The organism is Enterobacter sp. 725m/11 (genome assembly GCF_011683705.1).
Lineage (GTDB): Bacteria > Pseudomonadota > Gammaproteobacteria > Enterobacterales > Enterobacteriaceae > Enterobacter > Enterobacter bugandensis.
On the sequence record NZ_JAAQOK010000065.1, the window covers coordinates 1 to 21,738 of the forward strand.

Below are 21,738 nucleotides of genomic sequence, written 5' to 3' on the forward strand. Positions count from 1 at the left end.
AGATGTGTATAAGAGACAGATTAATAATCATATAGTTATAATTTTTTCGAAATTGATTCTAAAGTCTTTTCGGGACCCGTCGATAACCTTGTTGACGGTGAGAGACGCTGAGAGTGTTAGGCACCGGACCTAAAACCCAATTTTTGAAGGAAAGAAAATTATGGCAGTTATCAATACTAACCTGTTGTCCCTGACTACTCAGAACAACCTGAACAAATCTCAGTCTTCTCTGGGCACTGCTATTGAGCGTCTGTCTTCAGGTCTGCGTATCAACAGCGCGAAAGATGATGCCGCTGGCCAGGCGATTGCAAACCGCATGACCGCTCAGATCAAAGGCATGACTCAGGCAGCACGTAACGCCAACGACGGTATCTCCATGGCGCAGACTGCTGAAGGTTCCCTGAACGAAATCAACAACAACCTGCAGCGCGTTCGTGAACTGGCTGTTCAGGCAAGCAACGGTACCAACAGCACGTCTGACCTGGCTTCTCTGCAGGATGAAGTTACCGCTCGTCTGGCTGAAATCAACCGTGTTGCCAGCAAAACTGACTTCAACGGCATCAAACTGCTGGACGGTTCTGCAGGTACTGCTGGCGTGGTTAAAATTCAGGTTGGCGTGAACGACGGCGACACCATCGATCTGGACCTGAGCGGTGCTAAAGCTGACACCACGACTCTGGGCGTGAACGCTATCGACCTGAAAGCAATGACTGCGACCGATCTGGACACCATTGACAAAGCTATCGCTAAAGTTGATACCGCTCGTTCCGGTCTGGGTGCTGTGCAGAACCGCTTCACTTCTGCAATCAACAACCTGAACAACACCTCTAACAACCTGTCTGCTGCTCAGTCCCGTATCCAGGACGCTGACTACGCAACTGAAGTTTCCAACATGTCTCGCGCGCAGATCCTGCAGCAGGCTGGTACTTCTGTTCTGTCCCAGGCAAACCAGGTTCCACAGACCGTTCTGTCTCTGCTGCGTTAATTTTACGCATCAAACCCCGCTTCGGCGGGGTTTTTTTGTCTCTGAATTTTGAGGATCCGCCCGTGAAACAGATCGTTATTACCCAGCCTAAACTGGTCGCAGATTTTTCCTGTGTCGGTGGGGAATGCCGTGAACATTGTTGTCAGGGCTGGACCATCGCGTTTGATAAATCCTCCGTTAACCGCTATCTGAACAGTAAAAATGCCGCCATTCGTCACACTGCGAAAACGGCGATAAAAGTCACAAAAAAACAGTACGGCAACTGGGGCGAAGTGATTTTCCATACGGAAAGTAAAAACTGCCCGTTTATGGATACGGAAAAGCTCTGTTCTATTCATAGCGCCATGGGCGCTCAGGCCTTAAGCCCGACCTGTTCGACGTTCCCGCGGACAAACCGGGTCTATAAAAATGAAATTGAAAAATCACTTAATCTCTCGTGTCCGGAAGTCACTCGACTGCTGTTGAATGATCGGGCATCGATGTCGATGATGGAATCCATCAGCGTTCAGCAGGACGTGAATAATGCGCCAGCGATGGATTTGAAGATTAAGGTCATCAATCTCTTCTGCCAGAACCTCTTCAGCGTTGAAGCGGTGAGCGTTGAAGAACAAGTTTATGCCGTGGTTAAATTCCTCATGGTGGCTGAAAAGCTCGAAAACCTGGAAGAGAATATCAGCACGCTCGAAACGGTTTATTATTCGCTGGTGAACGAGCTGGTGAGCGGTAAAATCAAGACGGAGTTAGGCGGGTTTAATCAGAACTACAGCCTGAAATTCGCGTTAATCTCGCTCATCCAAAGCTACTTTACGAAGAAAGCGACGGCCCGCGGTGGCGCCGTATTAAACCGTTATTTTGATCAGCTTTATAAACAGTTTGAATCTGTCGATGACACCGTTTCGGCTGAAAAGGTGATGGAAAACATCGAATCCGTCTGGCGCGATGTGGCGGGCAGTTACCTGGCGGAAAACGATCACCTCTTTAAGAACTTTTTTAAATATAAGCTCTGGCAGCAGGCATTCCCGCAGAGCAATGGCCGCAGCATGTTGAATAATCTTTATTTAATCGTTGCGGAGTTCTATTTTCTCAAATCGCTGCTTGCCGGTCAGGCCATCGCGGCGGGGAAAATTGAACAAGACAATATTATTGACGTTATTTACAGCTTCCACTCCCTGAGCCAGCATAATCAGGAAGCCGGAAAGCTCTTTCATCAACATATAGATAGCGTCAAATTGGGCGACGATCTTTCATTGTTACAACTGTTAATTTAGTCAGAAAAGTTGCCCCTGCTGTGGGCAACCTCAGAATAACCTCACTTTATCCCCCTTTTTCATCCAATTGAACGCCCTGCAGAATCGGATAATCATGCCGATAACTCAACTAACGCAGGGCTGTTTATCGTGAATTCACTCTATACCGCTGAAGGTGTAATGGATAAACACTCGCTGTGGCAGCGTTATGTCCCGCTGGTGCGTCACGAAGCATTGCGCCTCCAGGTGCGTTTGCCGGCGAGTGTGGAACTTGACGATCTGCTACAGGCGGGCGGTATCGGGTTATTGAATGCAGTTGACCGATACGACGCTCTGCAAGGAACGGCATTTACGACTTACGCAGTTCAGCGTATTCGTGGTGCGATGCTGGACGAGCTGCGCAGCCGCGACTGGGTGCCGCGCAGCGTTCGCCGCAACGCGCGCGAAGTGGCGCATGCGATGGGACAGCTGGAACAGGAACTGGGACGCAACGCAACGGAAACCGAAGTGGCGGAACGTCTTGGCATTGCTGTTGAAGAGTATCGTCAGATGTTGCTCGATACCAATAATAGCCAACTCTTCTCCTATGACGAGTGGCGCGAAGAGCATGGCGATAGCATCGAGCTGGTGACGGACGAGCACCAGCAGGAAAACCCGTTACACCATTTAATGGAAGGGAATTTACGCCAGCGCGTAATGGAAGCGATTGAAGCTCTGCCCGAGCGCGAACAGCTGGTGTTGACCCTTTATTACCAGGAAGAGCTTAATCTCAAAGAGATTGGCGCGGTTCTGGAGGTGGGGGAGTCGCGGGTTAGCCAGCTGCACAGCCAGGCCATTAAACGCTTACGAACCAAACTGGGTAAGTTATAGGTGATCCAATCACCCGAAAAATGCCGCACAACGTATTGACAACCAGGAGTTATCATGACGGTGCAGCAATCTAAAAGACGGCCTTTAAGCCGCTACCTAAAAGACTTTAAACACAGCCAGACGCATTGCGCCCACTGTAACAAATTACTCGATCGTATCACGCTGGTTCGCCGCGGCGAGATCGTGAATAAAATCGCTATCTCTCGCCTCGACACGTTAATGGATGAAGCCGCGTGGCTCGAAGAGCAAAAAGAGTGGGTGGCGCTTTGCCGTTTCTGTGGCGATCTCCACTGCAAAGAGCAAAGCGACTTCTTCGATATCATCGGCTTCAAACAATTCCTGTTTGAACAAACGGAGATGAGCCACGGCACCGTGCGCGAATATGTGGTTCGCCTGCGCCGTCTTGGGCAGCATCTGAGCGTTAACAATATCTCTCGCGATCTGCTGAAGACCGGTTACCTGGATGAAAATCTGGAGCCGTGGCTGCCTGCAACCAGCACCAACAACTACCGTATTGCGCTGCGCAAGTATGCGCAATATAAGGTGCAAATGCCGGGTTCCGCGAAGCAGAAAGCGCTCGCCGGAACAACTTCTGATATATATTAAAAAAGAATAAGATGTAGCGCAGTCGCCTTTGACGTTGCAGGCGATTTCTCTACACTACGTAAAAATTCCACTATATCGGGGTATTTATGAAATTTGCACTTCTGGGTCGTCAGGCGCTGATGGGTGTTATGGCCGTCGCGCTGGTTGCGGGCATGAGCGTGAAAACGTTCGCCGCAGAAAACCTGCTGAATAAAGTAAAAGAGCGCGGTACGCTGCTGGTCGGGCTGGAAGGAACCTATCCTCCCTTCAGCTTCCAGGGTGATGACGGCAAGCTGACCGGTTTTGAAGTGGAATTTGCAGAAGAACTGGCGAAGCACCTCGGCGTTAAAGCCTCCCTGAAACCGACCAAATGGGACGGTATGCTGGCCTCGCTGGATTCAAAACGTATTGACGTGGTGATTAACCAGGTGACCATTTCTGACGAGCGTAAGAAGAAGTATGACTTCTCCACGCCGTACACCGTGTCCGGTATTCAGGCGCTGGTGAAGAAAGGTAACGAAGGCTCCATTAAATCCGCTGCCGATCTGAAAGGCAAAAAAGTCGGCGTCGGTCTGGGAACTAACTACGAAGAGTGGCTGCGCCAGAACGTTCAGGGCGTGGACATCCGCACCTATGATGATGACCCGACGAAATATCAGGACCTGCGCGTAGGCCGTATCGACGCCATTCTGGTTGACCGTCTGGCCGCTTTGGATCTGGTGAAGAAAACCAATAATACCCTGGCAGTAGCGGGTGATGCGTTCTCTCGTCAGGAATCCGGCGTGGCCGTCCGTAAAGGCAACGCGGATCTGGTGAAAGCCATTGATTCCGCGATTGCTGACATGCAGAAAGACGGCAGCCTGAAGGCGCTGTCTGAGAAGTGGTTCGGGGCCGACGTCACCAAATAAGTCGGTGACCTGGAAAAAGGCGCTTTTAAAAGCGCCTTTTTTATTTCTTACGCGTCTGCGTGCATAATGAAAAATATCACATTTTGTCTGAGTTACCGGAGAGTCCATGTCACTACAGAATTTAACGCGCTTTCCCCGTCTGGAATTTATCGGTGCGCCGACGCCGCTGGAGTACCTGCCGCGATTTTCTGATTATCTGGGACGCGATATTTTTATTAAGCGCGATGACGTGACGCCGATGGCGATGGGGGGCAATAAGCTGCGCAAGCTGGAGTTTCTGGCGGCCGACGCGCTGCGCGAAGGCGCGGATACGCTTATTACTGCCGGGGCCATTCAGTCCAACCATGTTCGTCAGACGGCCGCGGTGGCGGCAAAACTCGGGCTTCACTGCGTGGCTCTGCTGGAAAACCCGATTGGCACGCGGGCTGAAAACTATCTCACCAACGGTAACCGCCTGCTTTTAGACCTGTTTAACGTGCAGGTGGAGATGGTGGATGCGTTGACCGACCCGACCGCACAGCTCGACGATCTGGCGACGCGTCTGGAAGCGCAGGGTTTCCGCCCCTACGTTATTCCCGTCGGCGGTTCGAACGCGCTGGGCGCGCTGGGCTATGTGGAAAGTGCGCTGGAAATCGCCCAGCAGTGCGAGGGCGCCGTTAGCCTCTCGTCGGTCGTTGTCGCCTCCGGAAGCGCGGGCACGCATGCCGGGCTGGCGGTGGGGCTGGAACAGCTTCTGCCGGATGTCGAGCTGATTGGCGTGACGGTTTCCCGCAGCGTCGCGGACCAGAAGCCAAAAGTAGTAGCGCTGCAACAGGCGGTGGCAGAGCAACTGGAGCTGAAGGCCAGGGCCGAGATCTTGCTCTGGGATGACTATTTTGCGCCGGGCTACGGCACGCCTAATGAAGAGGGGATGGAAGCCGTTAAGCTGCTGGCGCGCCTTGAAGGTATACTGCTCGATCCGGTCTATACGGGTAAAGCGATGGCCGGGCTTATCGATGGCATTGCGCAGAAACGCTTTAAGGATGAAGGGCCGATTTTATTTGTGCACACCGGCGGGGCGCCCGCGCTGTTTGCTTATCATCCTCATGTCTAAAAATCAGGTCGAAAAATAATAATGCAAGAAAGTATTCAACTGGTTATTGATTCCCTGCCATTCCTGCTGAAAGGTGCGGTATTCACGCTACAGCTCAGTATCGGCGGGATGTTCTTCGGTCTTGTGTTGGGCTTTGTACTGGCCTTAATGCGAATGTCGCCCATCCTGCCGGTACGCTGGCTGGCGCGCTTTTATATTTCCGTGTTTCGCGGTACGCCGCTTATCGCTCAGCTCTTTATGATCTACTACGGTTTACCGCAGTTCGGCATCGAGCTGGATCCGATCCCGGCGGCGATGATTGGCCTGTCGCTTAACACGGCGGCCTATACCTCCGAAACCCTGCGCGCGGCGATCTCGTCGATTGATAAAGGCCAGTGGGAAGCGGCGGCCAGTATCGGGATGACGCCGTGGCAGACGCTGCGTCGCGCCATTCTGCCGCAGGCGGCGCGGGTAGCGCTTCCGCCGCTGAGCAACAGCTTCATCAGCCTGGTAAAAGATACCTCTCTGGCGGCAACCATCCAGGTGCCGGAGCTGTTCCGTCAGGCGCAGCTCATTACCTCGCGCACCCTTGAAGTTTTCACCATGTATCTGGCCGCCTCGCTGATCTACTGGGTGATGGCGACGGTGTTGTCTGCTCTGCAAAACTACTTTGAAAACCAGCTTAACCGCCAGGAGCGTGATCCAAAATGAGTGCAATTGACGTCAAAAACCTGGTGAAAAAATTCCACGGGCAAACGGTGCTCCACGGCATCGACCTGGAAGTTGAGCAGGGCGAAGTCGTGGCGATTATTGGCCCGAGCGGGTCGGGGAAAACCACGCTGCTGCGCAGTATCAACCTGCTTGAGCAGCCGGAAGGGGGCACCATTCGGGTTGGGGAGATAACGATTGATACCGGCAAATCCATCAGCCAGCAGAAAGGGTTGATTCGCCGCCTGCGTCAGCATGTCGGCTTTGTGTTCCAGAGCTTCAATCTATTCCCGCACCGCACGGTGCTGGAAAATATTATTGAAGGACCGGTCATTGTAAAAGGTGAGCCCAAAGAGGAAGCGACGGCACGCGCCCGCGAGTTGCTCGCCAAAGTCGGGCTGGCAGGGAAAGAGACCAGCTATCCGCGCCGCCTGTCGGGCGGGCAGCAGCAGCGCGTGGCCATCGCGCGCGCGCTGGCGATGCGCCCTGACGTGATCCTGTTTGATGAACCGACCTCCGCGCTCGATCCAGAACTGGTGGGTGAGGTGCTGAACACCATCCGCCAGCTGGCGCAGGAAAAACGCACGATGGTTATCGTGACCCATGAAATGAGCTTTGCGCGCGACGTGGCGGACAGAGCCATCTTTATGGACCAGGGGCGGATTGTGGAGCAGGGACCGGCGAAAAGCTTATTTGCTAACCCTCAGCAACCGCGAACCCGTCAGTTCCTGGAAAAATTCCTTATGCAGTAGCATTTATGTACTCATTTGCTCCAGAAAGTTCTTCTGGAGCAAATTATTCTCGCTCATCGCCTTAAATGGTGTTCTTTTATTCTACCCGAACAGAATAATCCTTATCCATAGCACAGTTAATTGTGCTAGTGCCGATATTTTGTAGTTAGAAATAAGTTTTATGTGTTAGGTTATATTCACCATAATAATGATTATCTTTTCAGAGGCTTCTTTTAGTAAGTATGAAGGATTCAGACTTTTTCACCTGGCGACGGGATTGCTCCCTGCGGTTTCAGGAATTGACCTGTGCCGCCGAGGTATATCATGAACTTCAGCGACAAACTCAGGCGCTGGAATTCGATTATTACTCACTCTGTGTGCGCCATCCGGTGCCGTTTACGCGGCCTAAAATTGCTGTGCATGCCACTTATCCGCAACAGTGGCTGGCGCAATATCAATCAGAGAACTATTTCACCATCGATCCGGTGCTAAAGCCGGAGAATTTCATTCAGGGGCATTTACCCTGGACGGACGAATTATTTGCGGATGCTCAGGAATTATGGCATAGGGCGCAGGACTTCGGTCTACGTTCGGGAATAACTCAGTGTCTGATGCTGCCTAATCATGCGCTCGGCTTCCTCTCCGTTTCCCGTACTCGCGCGCAGGAAGGACCGTTTGCCGGCGAGGAAATAGAGCTGCGGCTGCAGATGCTGGTGCAAATGGCATTAACCGCGCTGTTGCGTTTTGAAGATAAGATGGTTATGCCGCCTGAGATGAAATTCAGCAAACGCGAACGAGAAATTCTGAAATGGACCGCGGAAGGGAAGACGTCGGCGGAAATAGCGATCATTCTCTCTATTTCAGAGAATACGGTTAACTTCCATCAGAAGAATATGCAGAAAAAATTTAATGCGCCAAACAAGACGCAGATTGCCTGTTATGCGGCGGCTACGGGACTGATCTGATTAGAGAGTACGTTCTGCGTGACAGACGAGTGGACGGCTGAATGCACTGCATCCAGCCGTTTTTTGTTACTGGCGGTACGCTTGTTTGATTTGCTTAACGGTGTTAGCAAATACGGCCGATTCCGCCTGGTCTTCCATCTGCGCGATTTGTTTTTCCATTTTAATGATCACACGACCAGCATCAGCCTGGCCCATCGCCTGCAGCATCAGCGTTAGCAGCGCTTTCAGGCAGTTTACTTCCTGTGCCAGTTCCTGGTTATTCTCCGCAGTGGCAAATTCAGGTGTGCTCATTTATTTTCCTCATTATTAAACGGCGCTAAAGCGCGACGACGAAAGTCAAGGCGGCGGAGTATACCACAAGCTGCAGCAAAAAATGCAGCGGTTGTTTTTCGTACTTTTACGCCAGTGTTTATTTGCGTAAACAGAGCCAGCCGGTAAACTGATGCTCTGGTACGGCTATTAATTGTTTGCGCCTGGTTTACTTGCCGTTAATTATTGTTACAAAAATTGAGAACAGTTTTTCCGCGAGGAAAGCGTGCAAGCTTTTTGTAACTTTTTGAATACAGATGCTTAAAAATAGCCGCAAAAGCTCTGATGGCAAGGGCTCTCTTTCCATGGACTGTACAGGCTAATTTCCAAAAACGAGAGCAAAATCGAATAGCCGATTTTTTAACGTTTTAATCTTGTGATGAAAACCGTTAATATAAGCCAAATTATCACTCAGTAGCGTTATCCCTATTCTGGAGACATTTCCTTTGATCAACGTCCTTCTTGTTGATGACCACGAACTGGTGCGCGCAGGGATACGACGCATTCTTGAAGATATTAAAGGTATTAAAGTTGCCGGTGAGGCGTGCTGTGGGGAAGATGCCGTAAAATGGTGCCGCACAAACTCGGCCGATGTGGTGCTGATGGATATGAATATGCCCGGTATCGGTGGCCTTGAGGCAACACGCAAAATCGCGCGTACCTTTGTTGATACAAAAGTCATCATGCTGACCGTGCATACTGAAAATCCGCTTCCCGCGAAGGTGATGCAGGCGGGGGCAGCCGGTTACCTGAGCAAAGGCGCCGCACCGCAGGAGGTCGTCAATGCTATCCGTTCTGTATTTGCCGGGCAGCGTTACATTGCCTCCGACATTGCGCAGCAGATGGCGCTGAGCCAGATCGAACCCGAGAAAACGGAATCACCGTTTGCCAGTTTGTCTGAGCGTGAATTGCAGATTATGCTGATGATCACCAAGGGTCAGAAAGTGAATGAGATCTCAGAGCAGCTGAATCTCAGCCCGAAAACGGTCAACAGCTATCGTTATCGTATGTTCAGTAAACTGAACATTCATGGTGATGTTGAACTGACTCATCTGGCCATCCGGCACGGTTTATGTAACGCGGAGACGTTGTTAAGTCAGTGAGTGATGTATTCGATTCAAAAGCATTTCTGAAAACCGTAACCAGCCAGCCAGGCGTCTATCGGATGTATGATGCTGGCGGTACGGTTATCTATGTGGGGAAGGCCAAAGATCTTAAAAAGCGTCTTTCCAGCTATTTCCGCAGTAACCTTGCCTCCCGTAAGACCGAAGCGCTGGTCTCACTCATTCAGAATATTGATGTCACCGTGACGCATACCGAGACGGAAGCGCTGCTGCTTGAGCACAACTATATTAAGCTCTACCAGCCGCGCTATAACGTGCTGCTGCGGGACGACAAATCCTATCCGTTTATTTTTCTGAGTGGTGACACCCATCCGCGTCTGGCGATGCACCGCGGCGCAAAACACGCGAAAGGGGAATATTTCGGTCCCTTCCCGAATGGCTATGCCGTGCGGGAGACGCTCGCGCTGCTGCAAAAAATCTTCCCGATCCGCCAGTGTGAAAACAGCGTCTACCGCAACCGCTCGCGCCCATGTTTACAGTACCAGATTGGGCGTTGCCTTGGCCCCTGTGTTGCCGGGCTGGTCAGTGAAGACGAGTATGCGCAGCAGGTGGAATACGTACGCCTGTTCTTAGCTGGCAAAGACGATCAGGTTTTAACCCAGCTGATCGCCAGAATGGAAAAAGCCAGCGCCGCACTTGAGTTTGAAGAGGCTGCGCGGATCCGCGACCAGATCCAGGCGGTGCGCAGAGTCACTGAGAAACAGTTTGTCTCAAATACCGGCGACGATCTCGACGTTATTGGCGTGTCCTTCGACGCCGGCATGGCCTGCGTGCATGTGCTGTTTATTCGCCAGGGCAAAGTGCTCGGCAGCCGCAGCTATTTCCCGAAGGTGCCTGGCGGCACCGAGCTGGGTGAAGTGGTGGAAACCTTTGTTGGCCAGTTTTATCTTCAGGGCAGCCAGATGCGTACGCTGCCCTCGGAGATCCTGCTCGATTTTAGCCTTGATGACAAAACCCTGCTGGCCGATTCGCTTTCCGAACTGGCCGGGCGTAGGGTCAATGTTCAAACCAAACCGCGCGGTGACCGTGCACGCTATCTGAAGCTGGCGCGGACCAACGCGGCGACGGCGCTCACCACTAAACTGTCCCAGCAATCGACGGTTAACCAGCGTCTAACCGCGCTGGCGACGCTCCTGAAGTTGCCGGAAGTGAAGCGAATGGAATGTTTCGATATCAGCCATACGATGGGTGAGCAGACGGTGGCGTCCTGCGTGGTATTTGACGCCAACGGCCCGCTGCGCGCCGAGTATCGCCGCTATAACATCACCGGCATCACGCCGGGTGACGACTATGCTGCCATGAATCAGGTGCTGCGCCGTCGCTACGGTAAAGCGATTGAAGAGAGCAAGATCCCGGACGTGATTCTTATCGACGGTGGGAAAGGGCAGCTAGGTCAGGCGAAAGCGGTATTCGAGTCGCTCGACGTTGAGTGGGACAAAAACCATCCGCTGCTGTTAGGCGTGGCAAAAGGGGCCGATCGTAAGGCCGGTCTGGAAACGCTGTTTTTTGAGCCGGAAGGTGAGGGCTTCAGCCTGCCGCCGGACTCCCCGGCGCTGCACGTCATCCAGCATATTCGCGATGAGTCGCACGACCATGCCATCAGCGGCCACCGCAAAAAACGGGCGAAGGTCAAAAACACGAGCACGCTTGAGACTATTGAGGGCGTTGGGCCAAAACGCCGCCAGATGCTGCTGAAGTATATGGGCGGATTGCAAGGATTACTCAACGCCAGTATGGAGGAAATTGCAAAAGTGCCGGGTATTTCGCAAGGGCTGGCAGAAAAGATCTACTACTCGTTGAAACATTGAGGGCTCTGTAGCAACATAGAGCTAAATTTTACTGACAACAAATAGTTACCGTCACTATGCAATATAATATCCCTACGTTGCTCACTCTCTTTCGTGTTGTACTCATTCCGTTCTTTGTGCTGGCGTTTTACCTGCCGGTCGTCTGGGCACCGTTCGCCTGCGCATTGATCTTCCTTATTGCAGCGGTAACTGACTGGTTTGATGGCTATCTGGCGCGCCGCTGGAACCAGAGCACCCGTTTCGGCGCCTTTCTCGATCCGGTAGCGGATAAAGTGATGGTCGCGATCGCGATGGTGCTGGTGGCTGAGCACTATCATACCTGGTGGGTGACGCTGCCCGCCGCAACTATGATTGGCCGTGAGATCATCATCTCTGCGTTGCGTGAGTGGATGGCGGAGCTGGGGAAACGCAGCAGCGTGGCGGTATCCTGGATTGGTAAAGTGAAAACCACCGCGCAGATGGCCTCGCTGGTGTGGATGCTCTGGCGTCCGAACGCCTGGGTTGAGTGGGCGGGGATTGGCCTCCTGTGGGTGGCGGCAGTGCTGACGCTGTGGTCAATGCTGCAATATTTGAACGCTGCGCGCGGGGATTTGCTTGATCAGTGATCGTTTCGCCGTAATTTTCAGCAAACAATCCAGACAAGCAAAAAATAACGTTGACTCATCACGTCATATCAGTAGAATGCAACGCATCGAACGGCGGCACAGCAAGCCGGACGATAATGAAATCAAGTGGTTAGCAGTTAACTTGATAACATGCGGGAATAGCTCAGTTGGTAGAGCACGACCTTGCCAAGGTCGGGGTCGCGAGTTCGAGTCTCGTTTCCCGCTCCAGATTAAAGACATGCGCAATAGCGGGTGTCAGTTAGAAAAGTTTTACGGCGCGTTAGCAAAGCGGTTATGTAGCGGATTGCAAATCCGTCTAGTCCGGTTCGACTCCGGAACGCGCCTCCACTTTCTTCCCGAGCCCGGATGGTGGAATCGGTAGACACAAGGGATTTAAAATCCCTCGGCGTTCGCGCTGTGTGGGTTCAAGTCCCACTCCGGGTACCATGGGAAACAAAGAATAATCAAAGCAATAAGCAGTGTCGTGAAACCACCGAAAGGTGGTTTTTTTGTGCCTGAAATCCACTTTCTTGCATCATTGTTATTATTCAGTTATTCAGTTATTCAGTTATTCAGTTATTCAGTTATTCAGTTATTCAGTTATTCAGTTATTCAGTTATTCAGTTATCCAGAGCGAAGGTGTATTTGTCGGCGATACGACAGGGATTCGCGAAGATGCATTGCATCAGTACCCCTGTCATATCGCCGATATCATTCTGCGCTCAGGTTGTCAGAAATATTCACGCTTGCCACGGACTGAACTTTCCATGCGCCATTTTCTTTGACCATGCAGTCAATCACGGTGTGATCCCGCTTTTTGCCGAATGATATATACACCTGCATGCATGCGGCATCGTAATCTAATGCCCGCGCACTGACGATGCCCCAGTCATCATCATATCCCTGGGCCTTTATGAACATATCGACGTCAGGCACGTCATATTCATCCGGATCCAGCTTATCCATGGCTTTGAGTTTGCTGATTGTTTCGCGGGTAACGTATCGGCTCAGCGCTTCATAGTTTTTTATTGGCTCTTTCCCGCTAAGAATCTGCGAGATGTACCACTTATTAAACTGAAGGGCGGCGGATGCCTCAGGGGGTAGCTTCTGTGCAGCTGATACGAGAGTGGGCAGAAGCAGGGCAACAAGAATTATTTTTTTCATGTTAGTCATGCCTGTATATTGCATACGCTGGCTTTACTTCCCGGTATTCTTTTCCCGGATACATTGTTCGCTGAACAAAATCAGAGTACCAGACGCCGTTCCCGCCATAGATGCATGCATGGCCATAGGGGTGGTGGGCTGTAGGCTGGATCACTGCCACGTCACCCTCAACAGGCTCGCCGTAAATCTGATGGAAGCCAGCCAAAATCAAATTGCTTTTCATATCCTTAGCATAATGTGTGATCTGCAGATTAGCACCGCCAGCGCGAATGGCTTTTGAAACAAATTCTGCACATCTTTTCTGGCTATGCTCGCCCGCATGCTGGCGGGCATAAACTGCGGCTTTATTGGCACTCCACATAATTTAATCCCTTATAGACTTAATGGTTAACAAGGGAAACATTACGCCTGTAAGTTGCAGTTTTTTGTAAATAAGGGTGATCGGAATTAAACCACTATCTGTTTGGATAATGGTGTTTGGTTAATCCATACGGCATCTTTATGCCCGCTATCGCGGGCGTTTTAATATCCGCCCAAATACGCCTTCCTCACCTCCTGATTTCCGAGCAGCTCCTCGCCGCTGCCGCTCAACCGGATCTGCCCGTTAACCATCACATATCCGCGGTCGGAAAGCTTCAACGCATGGTGCGCATTCTGCTCCACCAGAAAAATGGTCATGCCGTTGCGGGCCAGCTCGCGCAGCGTCTGGAAGATCTGTTTCACAACTATCGGCGCTAAGCCCAGGCTCGGTTCATCCAGCAACAGCAGCCTGGGACGGCTCATCAGCGCCCGGGCGATCGCCAGCATCTGCTGTTCCCCGCCGGACATGGTCATCGCGCGCTGCTTGCGCCTCTCCTTGAGGCGAGGGAACAGGTCGAACATGGTTTGCATATCTTCAGCCGCAAACCGGTTGCCGATGGGGATGGTTCCCATCAGCAGGTTCTCTTCGACGGTCATATCCGGGAAGACACGCCGGCCTTCAGGCGCCTGCGCAATGCCGCCGGAGGCGACGTAGTGGGTGGATTGATGGCTGATGTCGTCACCATTGAACAGAATCTGCCCGCTCCGGATGCGCGGCTGGCCAAAGATAGACATCAGCAATGTGGATTTACCCGCGCCGTTCGCGCCAATCAGCGCCACGGTCTCACCTTTATTGACCTCCAGGGAGACCTGCTTCAGCGCCTGAATGGCGCCGTAGAACACATCCACCTCGCGAAATGCCAGCAGCGGTTCGGTCATAGGGACACCTCGCTTTCGTCCGTACCCAGGTAGGCAGCAATCACCTTTTCATCATGCTGGATCTGTTCGGGCTTCCCTCTGGCAATAACATCGCCGTGGTCGAGCACGATAATGTCGTCCGAAATCTCCATCACCATCCCCATATCATGTTCAATCAATAAGACCGTGATGTCATGACGATCGCGCAGGAAACGAATAATGCTGCTCAGCTTATGCGTTTCGACCGGGTTAAGTCCGGCGGCAGGCTCATCGAGACAGATCATCTCGGGCCCGGTACACATTGCCCGCGCGATCTCCAGACGCCGCTGCTGCCCGTACGACATCTCTCCCGCCAGGCGATTGGCGCACTCCACAAGGTCCACCACCTCCAGCCAGTAGAAGGCCCTGTCCAGGGCATCGCTTTCCGCCCGCCGATATGCTGGCGTGTTTAAGATCCCGGCGAGCAGATTGCGGTTAACGCGCATATGCTGCGCGACCAGCAGGTTTTCCACGACAGACATCTCGCGAAAAAGGCGGATGTTCTGAAAGGTGCGCGCCAGCCCGGCGCGGTTCACCAGGTGCGTTCCGCCAAACATTTTGTAGAACAGGCGCTGCCCGAACTGCGCGGGGTTAATCCAGTCGCCCGGCTGGAATTTTTGTCCGAGAACCTGAATAACGTTGGTCGTTTTAGTGCGGGTAGAAAATAAAATATTGCCGCCGGAGGCCTTATAGAAACCCGTCAGGCAGTTAAACACGGTTGTTTTTCCCGCTCCGTTTGGCCCGATAAGGGCGGTAATGGAGCCGCGCTGCACGTCCAGATTTACATCGTTAAGCGCCTTAATCCCACCGAAGTGCATCATCAGATGTTCCACGCGCAATATCGTCCCGTTCATGGCGCCACGCCCTTACGCACGGCAAACCCGCTGCGGTTAATGCGGATCAGGCCGCGTGGACGCCAGATCATCATCACCACCATCAGCATGCCAAACAGCAGGACACGGTACTCAGCAAAACTGCGCAGCAGCTCCGGCGTTACCGTCAGCACGAAGGCGGCCAGCACCACGCCAAGGGTCGAGCCCATGCCGCCCAGCACCACGATGGCGAGGATCAGCGCGGATTCAAAGAAGGTAAAGGAGGTCGGATTCACAAACCCCTGATAGGTTGCGAAGAACACCCCGGCAATCCCCGCGGTCGACGCGCCCAGCGTAAAGGCGGAGAGCTTCACCAGGACGTGATTCAACCCCATCGAGCGGCAGGCAATTTCGTCTTCTCGCAGGGCTTCCCACGCCCGGCCAATCGGCATCCGCGTCAGGCGGTGTTTGACGTAGAGCACCAGCATCACCACCAGGAACAGTACGGTATAGATAAAGATAAACTTCATGTTCGGGTTGTAGGTCAGGTGGAAAAACTCGTGAAAAGGCACGCCGCCTTCTTTCGCGCGTCGTCCAAATTCCAGGCCGAAAAAAGTGGGGGGAGGGGCTGAAACGCCGTTTGGCCCCCCCGTGAAGGTCAGCCAGTTGTTCAGGATCAGGCGAATGATCTCCCCGAACCCGAGGGTGACGATCGCCAGATAGTCGCCGTGCATGCGCAGTACCGGGAAACCGAGCAGGGCACCGGCGGCGGCGGCCATGATTGCCGCCAGCGGCAGCATGCTCCAGAAGCCTAACCCCAGATACTGGTATCCCAGCGCCAGACCGTACGCGCCAATCGCGTAGAAGGCGACGTACCCCAGGTCCAGCAGGCCGGCCAGCCCCACGACGATGTTCAGCCCCAGACCAAGAAGCACGTAGATCAGCCCGAGAATGGCGACGGTCAGTACATATTTGGTGGCGACAAACGGGAAGCAAACCGCAAGCGCAATCACCAGAGGGATAATCCAGCGCATGCGGCTTTTGTAGTCCGGTGGCCTAACATAGACGCCCGCGTTATCGGCTTCGAAGCGCGCCTGGAAACGAGCGCCCGCGGCGGTACCCAAAAAAGCGCTCAAGAGAAAACGTCCCAGCATTACAATGCCGACCATCCAGGCCAGCCGTTGTCCGGCAAAGTTAAAGCTGTACCCGTCCAGCACCACGCCGGCAATCGGGCCGAAGATAATCAGCGCAATCAGCCCGGAAAAAATCGCGTCCAGAACGCAGCGCTTTAAAGAAAAACCGTGCGATGTCATCATTCTCTTCCTCACACTTTGGCCACAACCGGACGCCCGAGCAGACCCTGGGGCCGGAAAATCAGGATCATGACCAGCAGGCCAAACGAGAAGACATCTTTATAGTCCGAGTTCACCATGCCCGAGAACTGGGCTTCCGCGACGCCAAGGATTAGGCCACCGAGCATGGCGCCGGGCAGGGAACCGATACCGCCGAGCACTGCCGCCGTAAAGGCCTTAATGCCAATCACAAACCCGACGTAGAAATCAAAGGTGCCGTAATTCATGGTGATGAGCACGCCCGCCAGGCCGGCCATCGCCGCGCCGATAACAAAGACCAGGGAGATAATCCGGTCGGTGTTGATCCCCAGAATAGAGGCCATTTTGCGATCCTGCTGTACCGCGCGGCACATCCGCCCCAGCCGGGTATGGTTGATTATCCACGTAAGCAACAGCATGCCGGCAAACGAGGCGAGCAGAATAAACACTTTGGTGTAGGTTATCTGCACGAACCCGTCGCCAAGATGCAGTCGAATCACGCCGTCGAGCATGGTCGGCACCCCTTGCTGGCGCGGACCCTGGCTCAGCTGGGCGTAGTTTTGCAGGATAAGCGACATCCCGATGGCGGAGATAAGCGGCGCCAGGCGCGTGGAGTTGCGCAGCGGCCTGTAGGCGATACGCTCGATAGTCCAGCCGTACACGCCAGTTACCGCGATGGTGAACACCAGCGTACCCAGAATCAGCAGGGGGAAGGACTCAAGCCCGAAGAAAGAGAGCAGCGCCAGACCAATGGCGCAGAGATAGGCGGAAATCATATACACTTCGCCGTGGGCGAAATTGATCATCCCGATAATGCCGTACACCATGGTGTAGCCGATGGCGATCAGGCCATAGACGGAGCCCAGCGTTAAGCCATTGACTAACTGCTGCAGGAAGAATGTACTCATCTTAGCGCGCTCGTTTTATAGGCTGCGCGAGGCGCGCAGCCTGATGTTTATTACGCGCCGGCGGGGCAAGCCCGCCGACGTTGAGCGTGACTCCGTCCCGTTACTGCACTTCCTTATATTTTCCCTTGTCGTCCCACTGGTAAACCACGTAGTCAGACACTTTCAGGTCGCCTTTGCTGTCCCAGGCTTTTTTGCCCATCACCGTGTCGACGGAATTGGCTTTCAGCCACTCGCTGGCTTTCGCGGAATCCTTGCCGCCGGTGGCCTTGAAGGCTGCGGCAATGGCCTGTACGGAGGCATAGGAGTAGAGGGTATAACCTTCCGGCTCGAATTTACCGGCGCGGAATTTGTCGATAACCGCTTTACCGTCCGGGATCAGGCGCGGATCTTTACCAAAGGTCATGTAAATGCCGTTGGTATATTGCGGGCCGCCCGCTGCCGTCACCATCTCTTCGTTGACAATGCAGTCGCCGGAGAAGAATTTCGCCTGCACCCCCTGTTCACGCATCTGGCGAACCAGCGGGCCAGCTTCCGGGTGACAGCCGCCGAAGAACACCACGTCCGGTTTTTGCGCGCCGATCTTCGTCACCAGCGCGTTAAAGTCTTTTTCACCGCGGGATAAACCTTCATACATCACATCCTTCACCCCGCGCTTCGCCAGCGCCGCTTTGGTGGCGTCTGCCAGCCCCTGTCCATAGGTGTCTTTATCGTGAATGATGACCACGCGTTTGGCCTTCAGCTTGTCGATAATGAAGTCGCTGGCGACCTGACCCTGCTGGTCGTCGCGGCCACACATGCGGAACATGTCGCTCATGCCGCGTTCGGTGATCTGCGGGTTAGTTGAGCCGGGAGTAATCGCGATGATGCCCGCGTCGCTATACACCTCGGAGGCGGGCATGGTGGAAGAGGAGCAGAAATGGCCGACCACGGCGTTGACCTTATCCTGGTCGACTAAGCGGTTGGCGACGGCCACCGCCTGCTTAGGCTCGCAGGCGTCATCCCCCTGAACCAGCTTGATCTTCTCACCGTTAATACCGCCTGCGGCGTTAATGTCTTCGGCGGCCTGCGTTGCGCCGTGCCAGTACTGATCGCCGTAGGTGGCATTAGGGCCCGTGAACGGTCCGGCGACACCGATCACGATATCTGCCCGGGCGGAAAATGCCGTTACCAGACAACCGGCCAGCACAAGAGAAACAGGCGTTTTGATAAATTTCAGCGACATTATTATGTTCCTTAGCAAAGAGGTTTTTGCACCACGGCGTAAGCCTGAACGCCCAGGGCGCAGCCAATCCAAAAACACGAGCAAGAACAAAATGCACTAAACGAACGGCATCCTGCGTGATACGGCGAGGTTTCCATGCGCAGCGTCGCGCGAAGAACAGCAAGCAAAAACGTTGCCAGAATGGTTAACCCCTTGACGGGGTTATGACATGTTTGAGTATAGAGCGCCGCGTTATCCCGCCCTGCGCCAGGAGAAGAATTTACAGCGGAGATCACACATCGTTAACAATAAAGCCCATAAGTTGTGCAACGGTCACGATTTGCACACTTTTGCAGCAATAAAGACCTAAACTTCAGCCAGGGCAGGCGTGCGATCTGTGGTAGGATCCTTTCCTTTTTTATCAGGAGTGTCCGCGATGACGGAAGGTCCATTAAATGAAAGCGAAATGGCGTGGCTGGAAGAGACATTAATGTCTTACGGTCATGACGATGCGTCCGTGATTGACGTGTCCGAACTGGACGGCATGCTTACTGCAGTGCTTTCCGGCCCTGTTGTCGTTGAGCCAGATGCCTGGCTGGTGGCGGTGTGGGGCGGGGAGAAGTACATCCCTCGCTGGAAAAACGATCGCGAGATGAACCGTTTTATCGATCTCTGCTTTAAGCATATGAACGACATTGCCGAGCGCCTGAGTGAATACCCGGATCAGTTTGAGCCGCTGTTCGGCTATAACGACGTTGACGGTGAGAGTTACACCGTGGTCGAAGAGTGGTGCTATGGCTACATGCGCGGCGTGGCGCTGACGGACTGGTCAGCCTTGCCGGAAGCCCTGAAGGCCGATCTCGACGTGATTGCCCTGCACGGAACGGAAGAGAACAGCGAGAAGCTGGATGAACTGTCCGAAGAGGAGTATATCGCCAGCATCGAGAGCATCCAGCCTGCGGCCCTGCGCTTATACAACTACTGGGTGGAGAACCCGCAGCAGCCGGAAGCGAAGAAGCCTGTCGTGAACGGCACGAAAGTGGGGCGTAACGATCCGTGTCCTTGCGGCAGCGGGAAGAAGTTTAAGAGCTGCTGCCTGCACTGATAAAAAAAGGGGCTGATGATAGCCCCTTTTATCTTTAACCCACTTCCGGCAGCATCCCGGCTGCAATCAACACCTGCACCAGAATAATCATTACCCCGCAGCCAAACACAACGCACAGCAGCGGTTTTCCTCCCGCGACGCGATATCCTTGCTGAGGATGCTGCTGACGGCTTTTCCACGCCAGCAGGGAAGGGAGCAGCAGGGCCAGGACAGAGAGCGCCACCCCAGCGTAGCCCAGCGCCATCACAAACCCGCGAGGGTAAAACAGCGCAAACGCCAGCGGCGGCAGGAAGGTAATGGCTCCGGTCTGTAACCGCCCGGCGGCAGTATTGCGACGCTGGAACAGGTCGGCCAGGTAATCGAACAGGCCGAGCGCTACGCCCAGGAACGAGGTCGCGAGCGCCAGGTCGGCAAACAGGTGAACCGCCAGCTCCACGTGCGGCGAGGTGACCACCTCGCGCAGCGACAACAGAAAACCGTTCAGGCCAGCGTGCTGCGCCATCAGCCCGACGAAGGTTGAAGAGTCAATGCTACCCAGCGTCACCAGCTGCCAGAAAATGTAGGCGATCAGCGGAATGGCGCTGCCGATAACAAACACACGACGCAGCTTGCGGACATCGCCGTTCATATAGCTGACGATGCTCGGCACGCTGCCGTGGAAGCCAAACGAGGTGAAAATGACCGGGATGGCGGAAAGCGCCAGCCCTTGCTCCAGCGGCAGCGTCAGCAGGTTCACCTTGTGCACGTGCGGTGCCAGCAGCGCCAGCATGACAACCAGAAACAGAATTTTGGCGCTGAACAGAAAACGGTTAAAGAGATCGACCAGCGATGTGCCCACGCAGACCACGCCGCCGCCAATAAGCGCAAAGAAGATGGCCCCCGTTGCAGGGGTAATGTCAGAGCCAAACCAGTCGTTGACGCTGGAGGCGATTAGCTCCCCGGCACCGCTGATATACGCGGCCGTGAGGGCATACATCAGGAACATCATGCTAAAGCCGGTGATCCACTGGCCGTAGCGTCCCAGGTAGCGCGCCGCCAGCGAACCCAGCCCGGTATCGGCGGGCACATGCTGGTAAACCTCAAGCAGCAGCAGTGCGGTATAGCACATTAATGCCCAGAGCGTGCCAAGCAGCAGCAGGGTCATCCCAAATCCCACTCCCGCGGCAGCCAGAGGCATTGCCAGCATTCCTGCGCCAATCGTCGTTCCGGCGACGATAAAAATACTTCCCAGGGTTCTGTTCTTCACGTTTTCCTCTACAACGACGCTTAACCGCAACAAAATCTGCGGCGCAGAGTAAGGCAAAAGCGGTAATTCGTCAAACCACCGTTACAAGGCGTGTAATGAAAGGTTTACGTATTGCGCTACTGCCCATCCTGAGTGGGGGCGACGGTCAGGCGTGACGTAAATAGGGCGTACGGGGAATAAAATGCGTGTTTTAATGCAGGGGAAAGGTAAATTAACGCGGCGCCGGAAACCGGCACCGCGCTGATATTAATTCTGCGTATCGAGAGTCGACAGTTCTTTATCAATAAAGTAAAGTCCTTCGCCGGATTTACCCACCAGGGATAATTTATCCAGCACGGATTTAAACAGCTTCTCTTCTTCGTGTTGTTCCGCGACGTACCACTGCAGGAAATTAAAGGTTGGATAATCCTGGCCGATCATTGCCGCATGAACCAGTTCGTTAATTTTCTGGGTGATCAGTTGTTCGTGCTCGTAGGTGGCGCGGAACAGTTCGTCGAGAGAATTATATTCAGCAAAAGGCGATGCCACGTTCTCGATGCGCGGCAGGCTGCCCGTATCGGTTAGATAATCAAACAGGCGCTGCATGTGGGTCATCTCTTCCTGGGCGTGACGACGCAGAAACGCGGCCGCACCTTCGAAGCTGTGATAGCTGCACCAGGCGCTCATCTGCTGGTAGAGAAGGGATGAATAGAGCTCAAGGTTCATTTGTGCATTGAGCTTGTCGATCATTTCAGTTTTCAGCATGGTGGCGCTCCGGATTATTATTACGGGTTCATAACTGTCTCTTATACACATCT

General features: G+C 53.7%; 23 protein-coding genes and 3 tRNA genes. 16 read left to right on the top strand and 10 right to left on the bottom strand.

Annotated elements, in window-relative coordinates; genetic code table 11:
* Positions 1-160: 160 nt before the first annotated feature.
* From HBA26_RS20600 to sdiA, 9 genes are all read left to right on the top strand, one after another.
* The gene (locus HBA26_RS20600; protein WP_047362882.1) at positions 161-985 is read left to right on the top strand and encodes a flagellin; all 825 of its coding nucleotides are present in this window, start codon (positions 161-163) and stop codon (positions 983-985) included.
* Positions 986-1,047: 62 nt separating this feature from the next.
* Complete coding sequence (gene fliB, locus HBA26_RS20605; protein ID WP_126345772.1) at positions 1,048-2,253, top strand: flagellin lysine-N-methylase; 1,206 nt, start codon at positions 1,048-1,050, stop codon at positions 2,251-2,253.
* Positions 2,254-2,382: 129 nt separating this feature from the next.
* A complete protein-coding gene (locus HBA26_RS20610; RefSeq protein ID WP_014170714.1) occupies positions 2,383-3,102 on the top strand; it encodes an RNA polymerase sigma factor FliA in 720 nt (239 codons plus the stop codon).
* 54 nt (positions 3,103-3,156) lie between these two features.
* Entirely contained in the window at positions 3,157-3,708 is a 552-nt protein-coding gene (fliZ, locus tag HBA26_RS20615; protein WP_045631537.1) for a flagella biosynthesis regulatory protein FliZ, read from the top strand.
* Between the two features lie 86 nt (positions 3,709-3,794).
* A complete protein-coding gene (gene tcyJ / locus HBA26_RS20620; protein WP_126345771.1) occupies positions 3,795-4,595 on the top strand; it encodes a cystine ABC transporter substrate-binding protein in 801 nt (266 codons plus the stop codon).
* A gap of 106 nt (positions 4,596-4,701) precedes the next feature.
* On the top strand, positions 4,702-5,688 hold the full coding sequence (gene dcyD / locus HBA26_RS20625; RefSeq protein WP_048956501.1) for a D-cysteine desulfhydrase: 987 nt from the start codon (positions 4,702-4,704) through the stop codon (positions 5,686-5,688).
* 21 nt (positions 5,689-5,709) lie between these two features.
* Positions 5,710-6,378, top strand: coding sequence for a cystine ABC transporter permease (gene tcyL / locus HBA26_RS20630; protein WP_028013677.1), 669 nt, complete (start codon positions 5,710-5,712; stop codon positions 6,376-6,378).
* The gene (gene tcyN, locus HBA26_RS20635) at positions 6,375-7,127 is read left to right on the top strand and encodes an L-cystine ABC transporter ATP-binding protein TcyN (RefSeq protein WP_041909387.1); all 753 of its coding nucleotides are present in this window, start codon (positions 6,375-6,377) and stop codon (positions 7,125-7,127) included. The genes tcyL and tcyN overlap by 4 nt, the downstream gene beginning before the upstream one ends.
* 221 nt (positions 7,128-7,348) lie before the next feature.
* Complete coding sequence (gene sdiA / locus HBA26_RS20640; RefSeq protein ID WP_028013675.1) at positions 7,349-8,071, top strand: transcriptional regulator SdiA; 723 nt, start codon at positions 7,349-7,351, stop codon at positions 8,069-8,071.
* A 66-nt stretch (positions 8,072-8,137) separates the two neighbouring features.
* Here the strand turns inward: sdiA and HBA26_RS20645 are convergent, their stop codons facing one another.
* Positions 8,138-8,362 carry a DUF2594 family protein gene (locus HBA26_RS20645; protein ID WP_014832453.1) on the bottom strand — a complete coding sequence of 75 codons (225 nt, stop codon included), beginning with the start codon at positions 8,360-8,362 and terminating at the stop codon, positions 8,138-8,140.
* A 464-nt stretch (positions 8,363-8,826) separates the two neighbouring features.
* Here HBA26_RS20645 and uvrY point away from each other — a divergent pair, with 464 nt between their 5' ends.
* The 6 genes from uvrY (at position 8,827) to HBA26_RS20675 (ending at position 12,364) form a co-directional block, all read left to right on the top strand.
* The gene (gene uvrY / locus HBA26_RS20650; protein ID WP_013096026.1) at positions 8,827-9,483 is read left to right on the top strand and encodes a UvrY/SirA/GacA family response regulator transcription factor; all 657 of its coding nucleotides are present in this window, start codon (positions 8,827-8,829) and stop codon (positions 9,481-9,483) included.
* Positions 9,480-11,312, top strand: coding sequence for an excinuclease ABC subunit UvrC (gene uvrC / locus HBA26_RS20655; RefSeq protein WP_045260340.1), 1,833 nt, complete (start codon positions 9,480-9,482; stop codon positions 11,310-11,312). Before uvrY ends, uvrC begins: the two co-directional genes overlap by 4 nt.
* A gap of 56 nt (positions 11,313-11,368) precedes the next feature.
* Entirely contained in the window at positions 11,369-11,917 is a 549-nt protein-coding gene (gene pgsA, locus HBA26_RS20660) for a CDP-diacylglycerol--glycerol-3-phosphate 3-phosphatidyltransferase (protein WP_041909393.1), read from the top strand.
* Positions 11,918-12,069: 152 nt separating this feature from the next.
* Positions 12,070-12,145, top strand: a tRNA-Gly gene (locus HBA26_RS20665).
* 46 nt (positions 12,146-12,191) lie between these two features.
* Positions 12,192-12,265 (top strand) — tRNA-Cys (locus HBA26_RS20670).
* A 12-nt stretch (positions 12,266-12,277) separates the two neighbouring features.
* Positions 12,278-12,364: transfer RNA gene (locus HBA26_RS20675), tRNA-Leu, on the top strand.
* A gap of 264 nt (positions 12,365-12,628) precedes the next feature.
* Here the strand turns inward: HBA26_RS20675 and HBA26_RS20680 are convergent.
* The 7 genes from HBA26_RS20680 to HBA26_RS20710 all read right to left on the bottom strand — a co-directional run bounded on the left by HBA26_RS20680 (position 12,629) and on the right by HBA26_RS20710 (position 18,611).
* The gene (locus HBA26_RS20680) at positions 12,629-13,081 is read right to left on the bottom strand and encodes a DUF3828 domain-containing protein (protein WP_126345770.1); all 453 of its coding nucleotides are present in this window, start codon (positions 13,079-13,081) and stop codon (positions 12,629-12,631) included.
* A 1-nt stretch (position 13,082) separates the two neighbouring features.
* Positions 13,083-13,442, bottom strand: coding sequence for a CHAP domain-containing protein (locus tag HBA26_RS20685; RefSeq protein WP_126345769.1), 360 nt, complete (start codon positions 13,440-13,442; stop codon positions 13,083-13,085).
* Positions 13,443-13,603: 161 nt separating this feature from the next.
* Positions 13,604-14,320 (bottom strand): ABC transporter ATP-binding protein, encoded by a 717-nt coding sequence (locus HBA26_RS20690; protein ID WP_126345768.1) that lies wholly within the window; start codon positions 14,318-14,320, stop codon positions 13,604-13,606.
* A complete protein-coding gene (locus tag HBA26_RS20695) occupies positions 14,317-15,192 on the bottom strand; it encodes an ATP-binding cassette domain-containing protein (RefSeq protein ID WP_048956507.1) in 876 nt (291 codons plus the stop codon). Before HBA26_RS20695 ends, HBA26_RS20690 begins: the two co-directional genes overlap by 4 nt.
* Positions 15,189-16,463: a high-affinity branched-chain amino acid ABC transporter permease LivM gene (gene livM / locus HBA26_RS20700; protein ID WP_045260335.1), complete on the bottom strand. Its 1,275-nt coding sequence runs from the start codon at positions 16,461-16,463 to the stop codon at positions 15,189-15,191. Before livM ends, HBA26_RS20695 begins: the two co-directional genes overlap by 4 nt.
* 11 nt (positions 16,464-16,474) lie before the next feature.
* Positions 16,475-17,389, bottom strand: a complete 915-nt coding sequence (locus HBA26_RS20705; protein WP_048959822.1) for a branched-chain amino acid ABC transporter permease — start codon at positions 17,387-17,389, stop codon at positions 16,475-16,477.
* A 100-nt stretch (positions 17,390-17,489) separates the two neighbouring features.
* Positions 17,490-18,611, bottom strand: a complete 1,122-nt coding sequence (locus HBA26_RS20710; RefSeq protein WP_028013667.1) for a branched-chain amino acid ABC transporter substrate-binding protein — start codon at positions 18,609-18,611, stop codon at positions 17,490-17,492.
* Positions 18,612-19,026: 415 nt separating this feature from the next.
* Here HBA26_RS20710 and HBA26_RS20715 point away from each other — a divergent pair, with 415 nt between their 5' ends.
* The gene (locus HBA26_RS20715; protein WP_028013666.1) at positions 19,027-19,695 is read left to right on the top strand and encodes a YecA family protein; all 669 of its coding nucleotides are present in this window, start codon (positions 19,027-19,029) and stop codon (positions 19,693-19,695) included.
* A gap of 34 nt (positions 19,696-19,729) precedes the next feature.
* Here HBA26_RS20715 and tyrP read toward each other — a convergent pair whose 3' ends face one another.
* A complete protein-coding gene (gene tyrP, locus HBA26_RS20720; protein ID WP_041909407.1) occupies positions 19,730-20,941 on the bottom strand; it encodes a tyrosine transporter TyrP in 1,212 nt (403 codons plus the stop codon).
* 246 nt (positions 20,942-21,187) lie between these two features.
* Positions 21,188-21,685, bottom strand: coding sequence for a non-heme ferritin (gene ftnA / locus HBA26_RS20725; protein WP_028013664.1), 498 nt, complete (start codon positions 21,683-21,685; stop codon positions 21,188-21,190).
* Positions 21,686-21,738 lie beyond the last annotated feature (53 nt).

Coding starts and splice junctions, on each gene's coding strand:
- pgsA (WP_041909393.1), top strand. CDS start 11,369: ATGCAATATAATATCCCTACGTTGCTCACTCTCTTTCGTGTTGTACTC.
- ftnA (WP_028013664.1), bottom strand. CDS start 21,685: ATGCTGAAAACTGAAATGATCGACAAGCTCAATGCACAAATGAACCTT.
- HBA26_RS20715 (WP_028013666.1), top strand. CDS start 19,027: ATGACGGAAGGTCCATTAAATGAAAGCGAAATGGCGTGGCTGGAAGAG.
- sdiA (WP_028013675.1), top strand. CDS start 7,349: ATGAAGGATTCAGACTTTTTCACCTGGCGACGGGATTGCTCCCTGCGG.
- HBA26_RS20680 (WP_126345770.1), bottom strand. CDS start 13,081: ATGAAAAAAATAATTCTTGTTGCCCTGCTTCTGCCCACTCTCGTATCA.
- HBA26_RS20645 (WP_014832453.1), bottom strand. CDS start 8,362: ATGAGCACACCTGAATTTGCCACTGCGGAGAATAACCAGGAACTGGCA.
- HBA26_RS20705 (WP_048959822.1), bottom strand. CDS start 17,389: ATGAGTACATTCTTCCTGCAGCAGTTAGTCAATGGCTTAACGCTGGGC.
- dcyD (WP_048956501.1), top strand. CDS start 4,702: ATGTCACTACAGAATTTAACGCGCTTTCCCCGTCTGGAATTTATCGGT.
- tcyJ (WP_126345771.1), top strand. CDS start 3,795: ATGAAATTTGCACTTCTGGGTCGTCAGGCGCTGATGGGTGTTATGGCC.
- HBA26_RS20685 (WP_126345769.1), bottom strand. CDS start 13,442: ATGTGGAGTGCCAATAAAGCCGCAGTTTATGCCCGCCAGCATGCGGGC.
- fliZ (WP_045631537.1), top strand. CDS start 3,157: ATGACGGTGCAGCAATCTAAAAGACGGCCTTTAAGCCGCTACCTAAAA.
- livM (WP_045260335.1), bottom strand. CDS start 16,463: ATGACATCGCACGGTTTTTCTTTAAAGCGCTGCGTTCTGGACGCGATT.
- HBA26_RS20710 (WP_028013667.1), bottom strand. CDS start 18,611: ATGTCGCTGAAATTTATCAAAACGCCTGTTTCTCTTGTGCTGGCCGGT.
- HBA26_RS20690 (WP_126345768.1), bottom strand. CDS start 14,320: ATGACCGAACCGCTGCTGGCATTTCGCGAGGTGGATGTGTTCTACGGC.
- tcyN (WP_041909387.1), top strand. CDS start 6,375: ATGAGTGCAATTGACGTCAAAAACCTGGTGAAAAAATTCCACGGGCAA.
- tcyL (WP_028013677.1), top strand. CDS start 5,710: ATGCAAGAAAGTATTCAACTGGTTATTGATTCCCTGCCATTCCTGCTG.
- HBA26_RS20600 (WP_047362882.1), top strand. CDS start 161: ATGGCAGTTATCAATACTAACCTGTTGTCCCTGACTACTCAGAACAAC.
- HBA26_RS20695 (WP_048956507.1), bottom strand. CDS start 15,192: ATGAACGGGACGATATTGCGCGTGGAACATCTGATGATGCACTTCGGT.